This window comes from Epilithonimonas sp., assembly GCF_056329745.1.
This window is the reverse complement of record NZ_JBWEYV010000002.1, coordinates 203,564-218,656: the sequence shown is the minus strand read 5'-3', so window position 1 is coordinate 218,656 and position 15,093 is coordinate 203,564. Positions and strand designations below refer to the sequence as shown.

Genomic DNA, 15,093 nt, shown 5'->3' with positions numbered 1-15,093 from the left:
CTGTTTTCTTTGGGGTTTATTTGTGAAATAGATATTAAATTTCATAAGCCATATTAATTTTATAGGGTCTTAATTATTTGGATGTCTATTTTTTGTAAATTTGACCTGTTTAAATATGAAACACCTATGTCAACATTAAGATTCAAGGCTCTGGCTGAGCTACCTTTTAAGAGCTACAGAAAAGACAATTTTGTAGATGTACCTGCAAAATTATCAGAATTATTCTGTCAGAATGTTTTCTCCGAAGAAACTATGAGAGAATACCTGACCAAAGAAGCATTTACATCAATACTAGATGCCATTAGAAAAGGGACCAAAATCCAGAGGCATATTGCGGATCAGGTGGCAGTTGCTATGAAGGACTGGGCAATGTCCAAAGGTGTTACCCATTATACGCACTGGTTTCAACCTTTAACGGGGGCAACAGCTGAGAAGCATGATTCTTTTTTCACGCCTATCGGTGGTGGTCGTGCCATCGAGAGGTTTAGTGGTGCTTTATTGATTCAGCAAGAACCAGATGCCTCTTCTTTCCCAAATGGTGGAATCCGTAATACATTCGAGGCTAGAGGTTATACGGCTTGGGATCCAACTTCGCCAGCTTTTATTATGGGAACTACGCTTTGTATTCCTTCAATTTTCATATCATATACCGGCGAAACACTGGATTATAAAACACCATTGTTAAGAGCGCTGAACGCTGTAGACGAGGCTGCTACAGATGTGATGAAGGCTTATTTCGACAAAAATGTCGGTAAGGTTTCAGCTACATTAGGCTGGGAGCAAGAATATTTTCTTGTAGATACCGCATTGTACCAGTCTAGGCCAGATCTTGTGATGACCGGAAAAACACTTTTAGGACATTCACCAGCAAAGGGTCAACAATTGGATGACCATTATTTTGGTTCTATCCCTACCAGGGTGATGAACTTTATGAAAGAGTTGGAAATTGAATGTATGAAACTGGGGATTCCTGTAACAACCCGTCACAACGAGGTGGCGCCTAACCAGTTTGAGTTGGCTCCTATGTTTGAAGAAGCTAACGTAGCGGTGGATCACAACTCATTATTAATGGATGTGATGGCCAGAGTGGCTCACAAGCACCATTTCCATATTTTATTTCATGAAAAACCATTTGCGGGCGTAAACGGTAGTGGTAAACATAACAACTGGTCCTTGAGTACCGACACTGGCGAAAATCTTTTGAGCCCAGGGAAAAACCCAAAGAAAAACCTACAGTTTTTGACATTCTTTGTAAATACTTTGAAGGCGGTTCATGATTATGCGGACTTATTAAGAGCGTCCATCGCATCTGCCAGCAATGACCACAGGTTAGGCGCTAATGAGGCACCACCGGCTATTATTTCTGCCTTCATCGGAAGTCAGTTGTTTGGCGTTTTGGAAGAATTGGAAAAAGTAACCGACGGTAAATTGTCACCCGAAGAAAAGACAGAGCTTAAGCTGAACGTTGTAGGTAAGATCCCTGAAATCCTTTTGGACAATACCGATAGAAACAGAACATCCCCGTTTGCCTTTACGGGTAACAAATTTGAAATTAGGGCAGTTGGTTCGTCTGCAAACTGTGCAGAGCCGATGACGGTGATGAATGTGATTATGGCTAAGCAGCTTAAAGTTTTCAAAGCAGAAGTTGATGCATTAATCGAAACTAAAGGCCTTAAGAAAGATGAGGCTATCTTCAATGTGTTGAGAGAATACATCAAAGAATCTAAAAACATTATGTTCGAAGGCGATGGTTACTCCGATGACTGGGCCAAAGAGGCTAAAAAAAGAGGTCTTCACAACTTGAAAACGACGCCGGAAGCTCTTAAAAAAGAGATGGACAAAAAGTTTGTTGATCTTTATGACGAGTTAGGAATCTATTCTCACCGCGAGTTTGAAGCCAGAAACGAAATTAAACTGGAGAAATATTCTACAGTCATTGATATTGAAGCCAGAGTGTTGGCAGATATTGCAAGGAACCACATCATTCCTGCAGCTCTTAATTATCAAAACAGATTAATAGAGAACGTAAAAGGCCTTAAAGAAATTTTTGGTGACAAGGAGTTCAAAACATTGGCAAAAGAACAGCTAAGTCTGATTGCTGATATTTCAGGTAATGTCTCCTTGATCAAGTTAGGCGTTGATGAGCTATTGGCAGCAAAAGAAAAAGCCAAAAACACGGCAGGAGGACAAAAGCAGGCAGAGGAGTATTGTAATAAGGTTAAACCTCTTTTCGACAATATTAGATCTGGTGCTGATGCGTTGGAAATGATGGTGGATGATGAGCTGTGGCCACTGACAAAATATAGAGAGATGTTGTTTACTAGATAAATATCTACAAAACGTTAAAAAATCTTAACTAAAAATTAAACCGCAAAGCCTAAAATTAAGCTTTGCGGTTTGTTTTTTTTTAACATTCCCAAAGAGATTGTTAAAATGTGTTAAAATGAAAGTCTGTTCCTTTCATCAGGAATAGCCTTTAAACTCGATTGGCTACATTTGCTATGCATTCACAAAAAACCAACTCAATTTAACACAGGTAATTAAATATATATGAAGAAAAGAGTTCTTATTTATGCTTTATTTGTGGCCACATTTTTTTCTATGCAATCTTGCGTGTCTAACTATGTGGTTTCTAACAACCAAACATACAAAACCGATGCCAAATTTGCATCGTTAGATATTAACCCAGTTTCTAATAAATCTGATGATAACAAAGGTCAAAAAGTTTTGGCGTCTATTGCCAATACCAACGAGGTTATCAAAAGATCTGCGATAGAAAATGCGATCAAGCATAGCAATACAATAGACAACATCCTATCCGAAGCTGAAAGTTATTTGGGAACGCCTTACCGTTTCGGAGGAACTTCCAGAAGTGGAATAGACTGCTCAGCATTTGTACTGTCCGTATTTGGAGCAGCCGCAGGGATGAACCTGCCAAGAGTTGCAGCAGAGCAATCTCAGGAAGGTGATTCTGTAGAACGCACACAATTGCAAAAAGGCGATCTTGTTTTCTTTTCGCACGGTGGCAGAAGAATCTCCCATGTCGGGATAGTAGAAAGTGTAACCGCTGATGGTGAGGTTAAGTTTATCCACGCAGCGACATCCAAAGGTGTTATGGTTTCCTCATTAGACGATAATTATTGGGGACCAAAATTTAAATTCGCCAAGCGAATTGTAAGAGAAGGATTGAATTTGTATTAAATAATTAGAGAGACTGAAGATATTCAGAAAAAACCTCAGAATTCATTCTGAGGTTTTTTGTTTTGTTAATATTTTATTGATTAATCAACTCCTTTATTTTATTGCTGATATCTTTATCCTGTAGTTTTTGGATAATCTTATAGAGCTCCGGAAAATCATCTCCTATAACATCCCAATCATGGCTTAGATTGACGATGTTTTGTATGCCTAATGTTAAACTGCTCAAAAAATGCGCTTTTCTTTGAATCAACCCACGGAAACCATAAGCGCCCAAAACCTGTAAAAAACGCATCATCCTGATCCAGTTAAAAGATTCGGAGAGATCAGCCTTATCCCTGCTGCTTTGCCAGAACGAAGAATAATATTGGAGCATTTCGTTTTTAAAATCCTCCGGGAAATTGGCTTTAGCCTGATAAAGAAAAGAAATAACGTCATAACTGGCTGGGCCATACATCGCCGCCTGATAATCAATAAAAAAGACATCGCCATGCTTATCAACTAAAATATTCCTGGACTGGAAATCCCTAATCATTAATGTTTTGGGTTCCAAAGACTCAATTTTAGTAGCAATTGCTTTGAATTCTTTAAGCAAAGTAGATTTGTGGTATTCGATTTCCAAAATATCTACCAAAAAATTTTTGAAATAATATAAGTCGTGTGTAATAGGCAGATCATCATAATATTCGTATTCAAAGCTTTTGCTGTAATCTACTTTTCCGGCAGTTTTCGTCTGTAATTCATACAGTTTCTCCAGACTTTTCTTAACTAAATTTTTAACACGATCCGATAATCCTTCGTCAGAAATAATTTCGGAAAGTGTTTGGCTGCCCAAGAATTCCTGAACATAAATATTTTCGGATGCATTGATTTTGAGGACAGAAGGTGTATTAAGCCCTAGTTCTGAAAATAATTTTGAAAAATAAAAGAAAGCTTCATTTTCCCGAATATTATCATTGTAAGTAATGACAAATTGTTGGTTGCCGGAGCTGCCGATATAATTGATTCTAGAAGATCCACTTTGAGGCAGCGCAATGAACTCGTCAGCCCTATGACCCAAAAAATCCTCGAAAAATTCTCTATGCATAAAACAAAGTTAAAAAATTATCAAACTAATTACGCTATTGCGTATTTTTATCACATGAAAGATTTTCTGCCAGTCCTCAAAATTCTCCTGCGCTTTGTAGTGATTTACATCATCTTGGTTTTGCTTTACCAGTTTTACCTTAATAATTATGCTAATGATGTAGTAGATCCTTTTACAAGGGTAGTGGCGGAGCAAGTGGCGTATTTGCAGAAAATCTTTGGTTTCCCTACTAAGTTAGTAGATAGCATGCCTCTTCACAGTGTATATTTTCTCACAGCAGGAAAATATACAACCAGAATGGTAGAAGGCTGCAACGTTATTTCCGTAGCGGTTCTGTTTGCGGCATTTATTTTTGCATTTTACAAAGGTGCCAAAACATTTCTGTTTGTCTTGGGCGGTCTAATTTTGCTTCATATCCTTAATGTCTTCAGGATTGCCCTTCTTAATATTATTTATCTTAAATATCCGCAGTACGAGAAAGTGGGGCACGATTACCTTTTCCCGGCTATCATCTATGGCGGCGTGGTTGTTCTTTGGCTGGTATGGATTCAGTTTTTTGCATTAAAAATTGTGAAGGATGCTTAGGTGGCTATTGGTTTTACTCGGGTTTTTGGGACTAGTTGCTGTCCGCGGATTAGAAGACCGGATTTTCTATGACCCTTTCTTGGGCTATTTTAAATCTGCAGACCATGCGGCAGTATTTCCAAATTTTGTATGGGGGAAATTGATCGTAAGTTACTTGTTCCGATTTGTTCTCAATACGTTTTTTTCACTTTTGATTATTCAGTTTTTATTTAGGAATACAACGTGGACCAAACAGGCTTTTGTCCTGATATTGCTCGTTTTTGTTATTGTTTTCCCGATTTATTTAGTCTGTATCAATGACCAGTTCCGCTTTGGTTATTTGTTTTCTTTTTATGTAAGAAGGTTTGTTATTCAGCCATTGACAGTAATCCTGATTATTCCGATTTTTTTTTACAGGAAGAAACTCTTGAGTGGAACCAAGGCTTAACAGTCAATTGATCAATTAATTCTCAATTGTATGCTTGTCCGGCTGAGAAATATTTTCGCCGTTCCATTCTACTTTTTTGATAAAGTCGTGTTGTCTAACTGGGCAATTTTCAATCTGGCATACAGCGCAGGAAGTCGGTTTGCAATCATCCATATGAAAATTAAATTCTACCTGGCGGTCTGTGTTTTTTGCAATCATTTTGATAACTTCTTCCATCTCCTGATGTGCAGATCTTAGCTCAAAGTACCAAGGCAATGTAATGTGCGCATCAATATGAAGTCTGCTACCAAATTGCTGAATCTTCATGTTGTGGATATCAATCCATTCTTTTTTGCGGTTTTTGTTGAGGAATGCAGCCAGCCTGTTGAGCATCTCAGGATCGGCCTCATCCATAATTCCGCTGAGTGAACGGCGAATAATCTTGTATCCAACCACAATTATGTAAATCCCAAACAACAGCGCCACTACCGAATCTATCCAATAAATTTTGGTAAAATAAACCAACACCAAACTGACAACAACGCCCAGAGTCGTTATGGTGTCTGACTGCAGATGTTTCCCCGAAGATACCAGCACAATAGAGTTTTCTTTCTTGCCTAGCTGGATAGAAATGTAGCCTAAAACATAATTGACAATGGCTGTAGCGGCGACAATCCATATCCCCCAATCTAGTTTGTTGAGGGTTTTTCCCATGATGAGGCTGTTGACCCCTTCATAGATAATCATTACCCCGGCAATGCTTATTAGTGAGCCTTCTATGGCTGAGGTTACAAACTCTACTTTACCGTGCCCATAAGGATGGTTCTCATCTCTTGGTTTTGCAGCCAGATAAAGCGAATAAAGGCCCAAAAATGCGCTGATAACATTCACAATACTTTCCATGGCATCAGAGAATACCGCATCGGAATTGGTAAGTTTCCAGGCTACCAGTTTTCCGACGAACAGGATGATCCCTACCGCAGCAATCCATTTTTGGAAGGCAATGTTTGAGTTTTTTACGTTGTCTGTTTTCATTAATAAAAAAATCTTCGATTTTGTTTCGAAGATTCTTTGGTATTTGTTAGTTTAAACTAAGTTGTTTTCTGTAAGATATTCTGCTATCTGAACGGCGTTGGTCGCCGCGCCTTTCCGCAGGTTGTCTGCCACAATCCAGAGATTAAGTGTCTTGGGTTGCGAAAGGTCCCGCCTGATTCTTCCCACAAAAACCTCGTCTTTCCCTTCAGAATAAAGCGGCATTGGGTATTGGTTGTTTTTGACATCATCCTGAAGAACAACACCCGGCGTTTCTGCAAGGATTTTTTTGACTTCATCGAGGTCAAATTCATTTTCGAATTCGATGTTGACGCTTTCGGAATGGCCGCCCTGTACTGGAACTCTCACCGCAGTTGCTGTTAAACTGAAAGTGTCGTCGCCCAGGATTTTTTTTGGCTCTTTCATCAGTTTGATTTCTTCTTTGGTGTAGTCATCATCGGCAAAAACATCGCAATGTGGCAGTGCATTTTTGAAGATCTGGTAAGGATACACTTTTGCAGGATCTTCACCTTTGATTTCAGAATTTAACTGGTCTACAGCTGCTTTTCCTGTTCCGGTAACGGATTGGTAAGTAGAAACTACAACACGCTTGATATCATATTTTTGATTCAGCGGATGCAGAACCATTACCAGCTGGATGGTAGAACAGTTGGGATTGGCAATAATTTTATCTTCTTTGGTTAAAACATTGGCATTAATCTCGGGAACCACCAATTTCTTGGTAGGATCCATTCTCCAGGCAGAAGAGTTGTCTATAACCACGGTTCCCACTTCTGCAAACTTAGGAGCAAATTCTAATGAAGTATCTCCACCCGCAGAGAAAATAGCAATCTCGGGTTTGGCTGCAATAGCATCGTTCATGCTCACGATCGTGAATTCCTTGTCTTTGTATTTGACCTTGTTACCAACAGATTTTTCTGATGCTACAGGAATTAACTCGGTGATGGGAAGGTTTCTCTCTTCCAAAACTTTTAGCATTACTTGTCCAACCATTCCGGTTGCGCCTACTACAGCTACTTTCATTGTTTTTGATTAGTTTAAGATTGTTAAAATTTATCCGAAAACCCTTGTCCACGGAAATGCGAATGCAAATAATGCAATGGCAACCAAGCCTAACGATACGAGGGGAATCGTCAGTTTGTCGTTAGCTTTCACCTTTTTGTTAATGATTGTCATTAGAACAGCTGCAATCAGCATAGAACATGGATGCTCTACGTAGGTGAAGCGCAGGTCTGCATTTTTCATCACTGCTGCCATGTCAAGACCTCTATTAACATTGGTTAATAGCATGATAATCCCGATAAGAAACTGGATGTGGAAAAAGATCATCGTGAACAAAGTCACTTTTCTAAAAACTTTTGAAATGTTCCCACTATAGCCGAACATTGTTACAAGCAAAAGGATAAAAAATACGGCAACTAGCAAAAGCTCTAGATAAGCAAAGCCTTTGTGCGCGTGTAAAAGAATGTTGTAAAACTCCATATTCTGATTTTATGAAAAGCAAAGATAAAAAAATCCCGACAGATTGCCGGGATTTGGTTTATAATTAAATTACTAATTATGTTAGAAATTGAAAGATAAAGTAGTTGACCATGTTCTTCCGAATCCAAAGTAAACTCTGTTGGAAGGGTCTAAACCTTTGTAAAGAGTAGATTGGTAAGCGTCATACTTCTGTTGAGCAGTAGTAGTTACACCATTTGTGGTGCTGCTGGTAAAATCCTTCAATTCTTTCGTTTTAATATTGGTGGAACCATCCTGAATGTATGTTGTATCAAATAAATTGTAAACATTTGCACCAATAGTAAAGTATTGCTTGTTGTTTAGTTTTAATTTGTAAGAAGCACCGACATTAAACAAATTGAAATTCGGCAGTTGTAAAGCGTCGTTTCCTGCTTTTAAGAAATCTGCAACGTTTAATGAAGAATAGATTCTTCCTACATATTGCCATGTTCCGTAGATCCTAAGATCTTGCACAGGGATAACAGTTGCTCCCAATGATGCTGTCGTTTGAGGAATACTGTTGTTAGTACCTCCCACTTTTACTTTATCAAGATATAATACAGAAGAATTAGATCCATTGGTAGCTACAGGAGTATTGTCATCCAAGAAGTTAGATCCTTGTGCATTTCCTTTGTATTTATAGTCGCCATAAGAAAACATACCTTCAAATTCGAAATATTTACTCAATTTATAAGTGGCTTCGAATTCTGCACCTTGGTGAAGTTGTGTAATTCCACTGATCTCTGAGTAACCTGTATTTCCATTGCCATCAATGTTAGCGATATTAGTTCTTCTAAACCATCTATCTTTCCATTCTGTTCTATAAAGGTTAACTTTTGCATTAAAGTTGGCTGATTTAAAGCCATATCCTATCTCTGTTCCAAAAATCTTTTCGTTTGTTAAAGTAGGATTCAACACTTGAAAGTTACTTGCATATACAGAGTTCATAAAAGGTTGTTTGCTATAATAACCAATGTTTCCAAATACATTGTGGTGGTTATCGATGTTATAGTTAACACCTCCTTTAACTGTATAACCGAATAGGTTTTTAAATCCAGTTTTTCTATTAACGATTTGCCCAGTTGTTGGGTTAGGCTGTCTGGTCACACCATCTACCACAAATTCATCAATTCTCTGATAGCCCTGATTTGATACAGACCCTTGTAAGAAAGCTGATAATTTGTCATTAGAATACTCCAATTGTCCAAATCCACTGTACCACAATACTTCACCATCATTACTATATGCAATTCTGTCTGAAAGAGGTGCTAAAGAACCTCCAAAAGGATTCCAAGATAGTTTTTTATAATCATAGCTATTGCTTACAACATTTGCAGCAATGTTTTTGTTTGAAGAGTCTTTGTAACCAGAAGCTCCATACAAGTCAGAAACGACCTGGTAATGATAACCGTAGTAATATCTATCATCTGTACCAACTGAGAAATTCCAGTTGTCATTAATTTTATGTTGGAAATTCGCCAAGATACCATACCAGTTATGAGAGTTGATACTTGACCTCCTGATTAGTGTGCTTCCCGCAGCTGCGCTGTTTACATTAACGGCAGCATTGGCAGCAAATATTTTATCATAGTCAAAGTGTCCATAAGCATCATAAAAAGTGCCTATTCCTTTTCCTCCAACTTTTCCAAGATCTCCGGTACCACCTCCACGTCCATTGGACATGTATGCAACTGTACTTAATGTTGATTTTTCATCGATATTCCAATCCCAATTCAACATCATTACTGGCTTGCTGTAATAATTGGTTCTATTAGCTAAAGAAACTTTTCTACCATTTTTATCTGTATAATAACCAAAATCAGAATTATACTGTCTAAATGGTGTTCCGTCATTGTCCGGATTATATTTGATATAGTTAGAAATGGTTGATGCATATGTTCTTTGATCGTGCCATTGCGGAGCAGAAGTCATCATAAACTGTAGATTATGCTTCTTATTAGGCTGAAAACCTAAAGCAAAGTAATAAGCATAAGATTCATAATCAGTATTTTCAATGTAAGTAGCTCCAGCTTGTCTTGACATCAAAAATGAAGAAGACCATCCTGTATTAGATTTTCCTGTATTATAAGCAAACGAAGTTTTCAAATAATCATTATTTCCAATGCCTAGTCTTACTACACCGCCCTGTTTCATATCGGCAGAACGAGTAAGGAAGTTCATTGTTCCTCCTACAGAGGCAATTGCCAATTTAGAAGAACCTAGACCTCTTTGAACCTGCATTGTGCTGGTAACATCTGCCAAACCTGTCCAATTGGACATATATACCGTACCACCTTCCATGTCGTTTACTGGCATACCGTTAACCATTACAGCAACGTTCCTAGATTCAAAACCACGTAATGTAATTCCCGAATCTCCAAATCCACCACCTCCTTTGGTAGCGTATACAGATGGTGTTGTGTTAAGTACTTCAACAAGTTCTTGATTTCCAACCCTCTCTATAATTTGAGCAGACTTGATTGTTGAAACTGCAACAGGGGTTTTTCTGTCTTTGGCGATATCAGTTACCCCTTTAAGAATAACTTCCTCAATTTGAGTGTCCTTCGTTAAAGTGTCCTTGCTCGACTGTGCAAAATAAAAACTTGCTGTCGACATAGTCAGCATCAATGCTAATGCCGGTTTTTTTGGAAACATTTTCATCTATTTTAGAATTATTCCGCAAAAGTGAACAAAAAATCTAAAATAACTGTTAATTAAACGTTAATTCTTTAACGCCTTGAGACTCAGGTCAATATTGTTGTAAGAATGGGTTAATGCGCCCGCTGAGATAAAATTAACGCCAGTTTTGGCCACCGAATTTAACACATCGCGTGTAATTCCGCCCGAGGCTTCGGTTTCAGTCTTTCCATTGACGAGCTTTACTGCTTTGGTCATAGTTTCCACATCCATATTGTCAAACATAATGCGGTCTGCACCGGATTTTAGTGCTTCTTCCACTTCGTCTAGGTTGCGGGTTTCCACTTCGATTTTCAGTTTCAGTTTATTTTTTTTAATGTAATCTTTGGCGGCTTTTACAGCGTTGGTAATACTACCGTTATAATCGATGTGGTTGTCTTTCAGCATAATCATATCGTACAAACCGTATCTGTGATTAGTTCCACCACCGATGGCAACTGCCCATTTTTCACAAATCCGGAAGTTGGGCGTTGTTTTTCTGGTGTCCAGCAATTTTGCCTTGGTTCCCACCAATCGGGAATCCCAATCGTGGGTCATCGTTGCAATGCCACTCATTCTTTGCATACAATTTAAAACCAATCTTTCGGTTGAAAGAATAGATCGTGCTTTTCCAGAAACTATAAAGGCTATATCTCCCTTTTTTGCCGGTTCACCGTCTTTGATGAAAATTTCGACTTTAAGATTTTTATCAAAAGTTTTGAAAATAATCTCAGCTAATTCAACACCCGCCAGAATGCAGTTTTCTTTTACGAGAAGCTGTGCTTTCTGCTCCAAGTCTTTCGGAATAGTAGAAAGTGTAGAATGGTCACCGTCTTTGATGTCTTCCTGCAGAGCGGTTTTGATGAATTCTTTTAAAACTTTATCGCTGGCATAGGATGGTCTTTTCATATTTTATTTTTTATCACTGTATTTATTAAGAATCAAAGAAAGGTTTTCATAATCTTTTCCTTGACCAAAATTCTTAGTATCAGCATTTGTACCAATTATTTTATAATCATTACAGCCAAAACAGATTTTGGCTGCTCCAATCACCTTTTCATTTTTTTTAAATACTAATATATCTCTAAATTTTGGAATACAAGCAAAATCAAGTCCTTCACGTTCTGGTTGTTCAGAAAATAGGTTCGTAATTTGTTGAAAATCTAAAGAATTGATTTTTGTTTATTTATATCCTGCCTTTGTAAGGTTATTTATAAAATATTCGTCACTAAGGTTTTCCGAAGTTTTATCGATGATTAAATTATATTTAATTGAGTCCAAGGTGGTACTTTGATTATTTAAAAGATTCGTAGCAGTATTTTCATCAATATTATTCTTATAATAATCAACAGCATCAAAATGGAAGAACGGTTTCCCAGGCTTAAGATTTTTATTGATGAAATTTTCTACTTCTTCCGAATTGTCATTAGTTTCTTTTTTCGAATAACTGCAAGAAAAAAAGTTGAGAGCTCCAATTAGAAAGATGTATTTAGTAATTTTCATTTTTCATTAATCAAAAGCGGTTTCGTTGCCAAATCTTTATTATAGAAAGCACCCTTGTTTTCCGTCATTGTTAGTGAATGTTTTATGATTAAGTAAGAAACATTGACAAGATTTCTCAGTTCAGAAAGCTGTGGCGAAAGTAGGGAATAATTATAAAGTTCCGTCACGGCTTCGTAGATTTCGCGTTGCTTTTTCTTGGCCAGTTCCAGTCGCGCATTACTTCTTACGATGGCAACCAGGTCGCTCATCATCTCTTGGAGTTGTTTTCGGAGATAAGTCACAATCACCATTTCGTCCATCATTTTCATTCCGTCTTCATTCCATTCCGGGACAGCTTTTAAATCATCGAAATTGAAATCGTTTTCTTTCAGGAGTTCAACTGTTTTCATTGCCGCATTGTGACCAAAAACCAAGCCTTCTAAAAGTGAATTCGAAGCTAGTCTATTCGCACCGTGCAATCCCGAGTTGGTACATTCTCCAACGGCGAAGAGGTTTTTGATGGAGGATTGCCCATCTTTATCAATGTCGATGCCACCCATCAGATAATGACAAGCCGGAACTACGGGAATCAGTTCTTTGAAAGGATCAATTCCTTCTTCGATACATTTTTGATAGATGTTCGGGAAATGATTGATGAATTTTTCGTGATCCATCTCTCTGCAATCCAAACCAACATAATCATCGCCGCTGATTTTCAGTTCGTTGTCAATCGCGCGGGCTACAATATCACGGGAAGCAAGTTCTTCGCGCTCATCGTACTTATACATAAAAGGTTTTCCGTTTTTGGTGCGGAGTTTGGCACCATCACCACGCACGGCTTCAGAAATCAGGAACAGCATCCCGTCTCTTTTAGAATACATCGCCGTGGGATGAAACTGATAATATTGCATATTAGAAACTTTCCCTTGAGCTCTATGAACAAAGGCAATTCCATCTCCTGTCGCAATGATTGGGTTGGTGGTATTTTTATAAACGTGACCCGCGCCGCCCGTGGCAACCAATGTTATTTTCGATGTGATTTTTTTGATTTTTTTATTCTGCTCATCCAGGATGTATGCGCCATAAGCATTGATGTTGCCCTTATCCAATTCTTTTCCGGGAACGTGGTGTTGGGTAATCAAGTCGATGACATAATGATGTGGAAGGATCTCAATATTCGGAGAGTTTCTGACGGTTTCCAAAAGCGCCCTTTCAATCTCGAAACCTGTGATGTCTTTGTGATGGACAATGCGGTTTTCGGTATGGCCACCTTCGCGCCCAAGTGCATATTTGCCTTTTTCTTGGTCAAATTTGGCACCCCATTCCACAATCTCGTTAAAACGAAGCGGTGCTTCTTCCACCACCATTTTTACAATGTCGGGGTTGTTGATATAATCTCCGGCACGCAGCGTGTCATCAATATGTTTTTGGAAATTATCTTTGGAAAAATCAGTAACAACGGCCAATCCGCCCTGCGCATATTTGGTGTTGCTCTCGTCCTCATTGGATTTGGTGACGATAATGATTTTGGTTTCCGGTAACTGTTCCGAAATTTTGATGGCATAAGACAAGCCCGAAATTCCGGAGCCAATGACGAGAACATCTGTTTTTATCATAAATAAGAATTATTGATCCTCAATTACAGAGGAAATTCAAGAGAATAAAGTTAAATGAATTTAATAAACTTATCCGCAGGTTTCCGCACTTTTTTGAAGTCCTTGAAAATATCATCTTCGGCTCGGTGTCCCAATGCAAGAACAACACTGATTTTTTCATGATTTTTATCAATGTTCAAAACATCTTCTATAATATCCTGTTTAAAGCCTTCCATCGGGCAGGTGTCCACATTTTCCTGTGCCGCCGCCATTATCATAGAACCTAGCACAATGTAGCTTTGTTTTTCTGACCAGTTTTCCAGTTCTTTCTGCGTATAGTGCTCCAAAAACTGGTTGATATTATTCCTGAAAGAAGATAGATGTTCCAATGTTACGCCACGTTCATTAATAATATGACTAAAATAATGGTCTACATAATCTTTATTAATATTGGTTTTGGACACCAGTACAATCAGGTGCGAACAGGTCGTAATCTGCGAAGGATTGTAAAATGCGGGGATTAATTTCTGAATGGTGTCATCATTTTGGACTACCAAAATATGATAGGGTTGTAATCCCAATGAGCTTACAGATAATCTCCCGGCTTCCAAAATGTTATTGAGTTCATCGGAAGAGATTTTTTTTCCGTCAAATTTTTTCACAGAATAGCGCCAGTTAAGGGCTTCTAAATAATTCATTTATAACTATTTATTGTTTTTAAAAGTCGCTGTACACCGCTTGTGGCATTTCGGTTTTTGTCCGATAGCGATTTCACATAACAAATATAGCAATTTGATTTTTGGTTTAGAATCATTTTAAATAAGAAGGTCAAAATATAAGCTATTAAAACAAAACGCCTTACCAATGGGCTTTTTGCGGTATTTTGACTTTAAAATATTTGTAATCAAACTATTAGCCTGATAGATTGGATAGTCTGAAAAGTTATAAACAATAAGTAAAAATGTGGGAGAAAGTGGTAAAATGTGGTAGAATTTTATATAAATTTGCTCCAAATGAAAAATTTCATTGGAACATACGAGTGCAAGATAGATGACAAGGGGCGCATCAAACTGCCTGCTTCGCTTACGAAGCAGATGGAACATTTTGCAGATGAGCCATTTGTGATCAAGCGGTCGGTGTTTCAGAAGTGTTTGGAGGTTTATCCAATGAAGCCTTGGGAAAAGCTGATGACAAAGATAAACAGCCTGAACCGGTTTGTGAAGAAAAATGCTGATTTTATCAGGATGTTCACGGCAGGGGTAAAAACCGTAGAGTTGGATAACGTGGGACGTTTGCAGGTGAGCAAAGACCTGACGCTATTTGCAAATCTTGAGAAGGAAATTGTGATTACCAGTGCTGGGGAACTGTTCGAGATTTGGGATAAAAATTCTTACGAACAGGTTATCGCCGTCAGCGAGTCGGATTTTGCAAGCCTTGCCGAGGATGTTATGGGGAATTTCGGTTCCGAAGAAACAAATCAATAATAAGAAACAATAATTAAGAGGTTTTGA

At 38.2% G+C, this 15,093-nt stretch carries 15 protein-coding genes; 5 read left to right on the top strand and 10 right to left on the bottom strand.

Annotated elements, in window-relative coordinates; all coding sequences use genetic code 11:
* The first annotated feature begins 126 nt into the window (after nucleotides 1–126).
* Entirely contained in the window at nucleotides 127–2,328 is a 2,202-nt protein-coding gene (locus AC00Y6_RS02835) for a glutamine synthetase III family protein (protein ID WP_474489102.1), read from the top strand.
* A gap of 222 nt (nucleotides 2,329–2,550) precedes the next feature.
* Entirely contained in the window at nucleotides 2,551–3,201 is a 651-nt protein-coding gene (locus tag AC00Y6_RS02830; RefSeq protein WP_474489101.1) for a C40 family peptidase, read from the top strand.
* 73 nt (nucleotides 3,202–3,274) lie between these two features.
* Here the strand turns inward: AC00Y6_RS02830 and AC00Y6_RS02825 are convergent, their stop codons facing one another.
* Complete coding sequence (locus AC00Y6_RS02825) at nucleotides 3,275–4,285, bottom strand: aminoglycoside phosphotransferase family protein (RefSeq protein ID WP_474489100.1); 1,011 nt, start codon at nucleotides 4,283–4,285, stop codon at nucleotides 3,275–3,277.
* 54 nt (nucleotides 4,286–4,339) lie between these two features.
* Between AC00Y6_RS02825 and xrtF the strand changes: the two genes are divergently transcribed.
* Nucleotides 4,340–4,870, top strand: coding sequence for an exosortase family protein XrtF (xrtF, locus tag AC00Y6_RS02820; RefSeq protein WP_474489099.1), 531 nt, complete (start codon nucleotides 4,340–4,342; stop codon nucleotides 4,868–4,870).
* Nucleotides 4,863–5,297 carry an exosortase F system-associated membrane protein gene (locus tag AC00Y6_RS02815; protein WP_474489098.1) on the top strand — a complete coding sequence of 145 codons (435 nt, stop codon included), beginning with the start codon at nucleotides 4,863–4,865 and terminating at the stop codon, nucleotides 5,295–5,297. The genes xrtF and AC00Y6_RS02815 overlap by 8 nt, the downstream gene beginning before the upstream one ends.
* 15 nt (nucleotides 5,298–5,312) lie before the next feature.
* Here the strand turns inward: AC00Y6_RS02815 and AC00Y6_RS02810 are convergent, their stop codons facing one another.
* From AC00Y6_RS02810 to AC00Y6_RS02770, 9 genes are all read right to left on the bottom strand, one after another.
* On the bottom strand, nucleotides 5,313–6,311 hold the full coding sequence (locus AC00Y6_RS02810; protein ID WP_474489097.1) for a cation diffusion facilitator family transporter: 999 nt from the start codon (nucleotides 6,309–6,311) through the stop codon (nucleotides 5,313–5,315).
* 51 nt (nucleotides 6,312–6,362) lie between these two features.
* Nucleotides 6,363–7,352 carry an aspartate-semialdehyde dehydrogenase gene (locus tag AC00Y6_RS02805; RefSeq protein WP_474489096.1) on the bottom strand — a complete coding sequence of 330 codons (990 nt, stop codon included), beginning with the start codon at nucleotides 7,350–7,352 and terminating at the stop codon, nucleotides 6,363–6,365.
* Nucleotides 7,353–7,382: 30 nt separating this feature from the next.
* On the bottom strand, nucleotides 7,383–7,811 hold the full coding sequence (locus AC00Y6_RS02800; protein WP_474489095.1) for a hypothetical protein: 429 nt from the start codon (nucleotides 7,809–7,811) through the stop codon (nucleotides 7,383–7,385).
* A gap of 81 nt (nucleotides 7,812–7,892) precedes the next feature.
* Nucleotides 7,893–10,490 (bottom strand): TonB-dependent receptor, encoded by a 2,598-nt coding sequence (locus tag AC00Y6_RS02795; protein ID WP_474489094.1) that lies wholly within the window; start codon nucleotides 10,488–10,490, stop codon nucleotides 7,893–7,895.
* A 60-nt stretch (nucleotides 10,491–10,550) separates the two neighbouring features.
* Nucleotides 10,551–11,414: a carboxylating nicotinate-nucleotide diphosphorylase gene (gene nadC / locus AC00Y6_RS02790; RefSeq protein WP_474489093.1), complete on the bottom strand. Its 864-nt coding sequence runs from the start codon at nucleotides 11,412–11,414 to the stop codon at nucleotides 10,551–10,553.
* Nucleotides 11,415–11,417: 3 nt separating this feature from the next.
* Complete coding sequence (locus AC00Y6_RS02785; protein ID WP_474489092.1) at nucleotides 11,418–11,558, bottom strand: hypothetical protein; 141 nt, start codon at nucleotides 11,556–11,558, stop codon at nucleotides 11,418–11,420.
* Between the two features lie 129 nt (nucleotides 11,559–11,687).
* Nucleotides 11,688–12,008: a hypothetical protein gene (locus tag AC00Y6_RS02780; RefSeq protein WP_474489091.1), complete on the bottom strand. Its 321-nt coding sequence runs from the start codon at nucleotides 12,006–12,008 to the stop codon at nucleotides 11,688–11,690.
* Nucleotides 12,005–13,603, bottom strand: coding sequence for an L-aspartate oxidase (gene nadB / locus AC00Y6_RS02775; RefSeq protein WP_474489090.1), 1,599 nt, complete (start codon nucleotides 13,601–13,603; stop codon nucleotides 12,005–12,007). The genes AC00Y6_RS02780 and nadB overlap by 4 nt, the downstream gene beginning before the upstream one ends.
* Nucleotides 13,604–13,653: 50 nt before the next feature.
* Nucleotides 13,654–14,280 (bottom strand): NAD(P)H-dependent oxidoreductase, encoded by a 627-nt coding sequence (locus AC00Y6_RS02770; protein ID WP_474489089.1) that lies wholly within the window; start codon nucleotides 14,278–14,280, stop codon nucleotides 13,654–13,656.
* 315 nt (nucleotides 14,281–14,595) lie between these two features.
* Between AC00Y6_RS02770 and mraZ the strand changes: the two genes are divergently transcribed.
* The gene (gene mraZ / locus AC00Y6_RS02765; protein WP_474489088.1) at nucleotides 14,596–15,066 is read left to right on the top strand and encodes a division/cell wall cluster transcriptional repressor MraZ; all 471 of its coding nucleotides are present in this window, start codon (nucleotides 14,596–14,598) and stop codon (nucleotides 15,064–15,066) included.
* The last annotated feature ends 27 nt before the right edge of the window (nucleotides 15,067–15,093 follow it).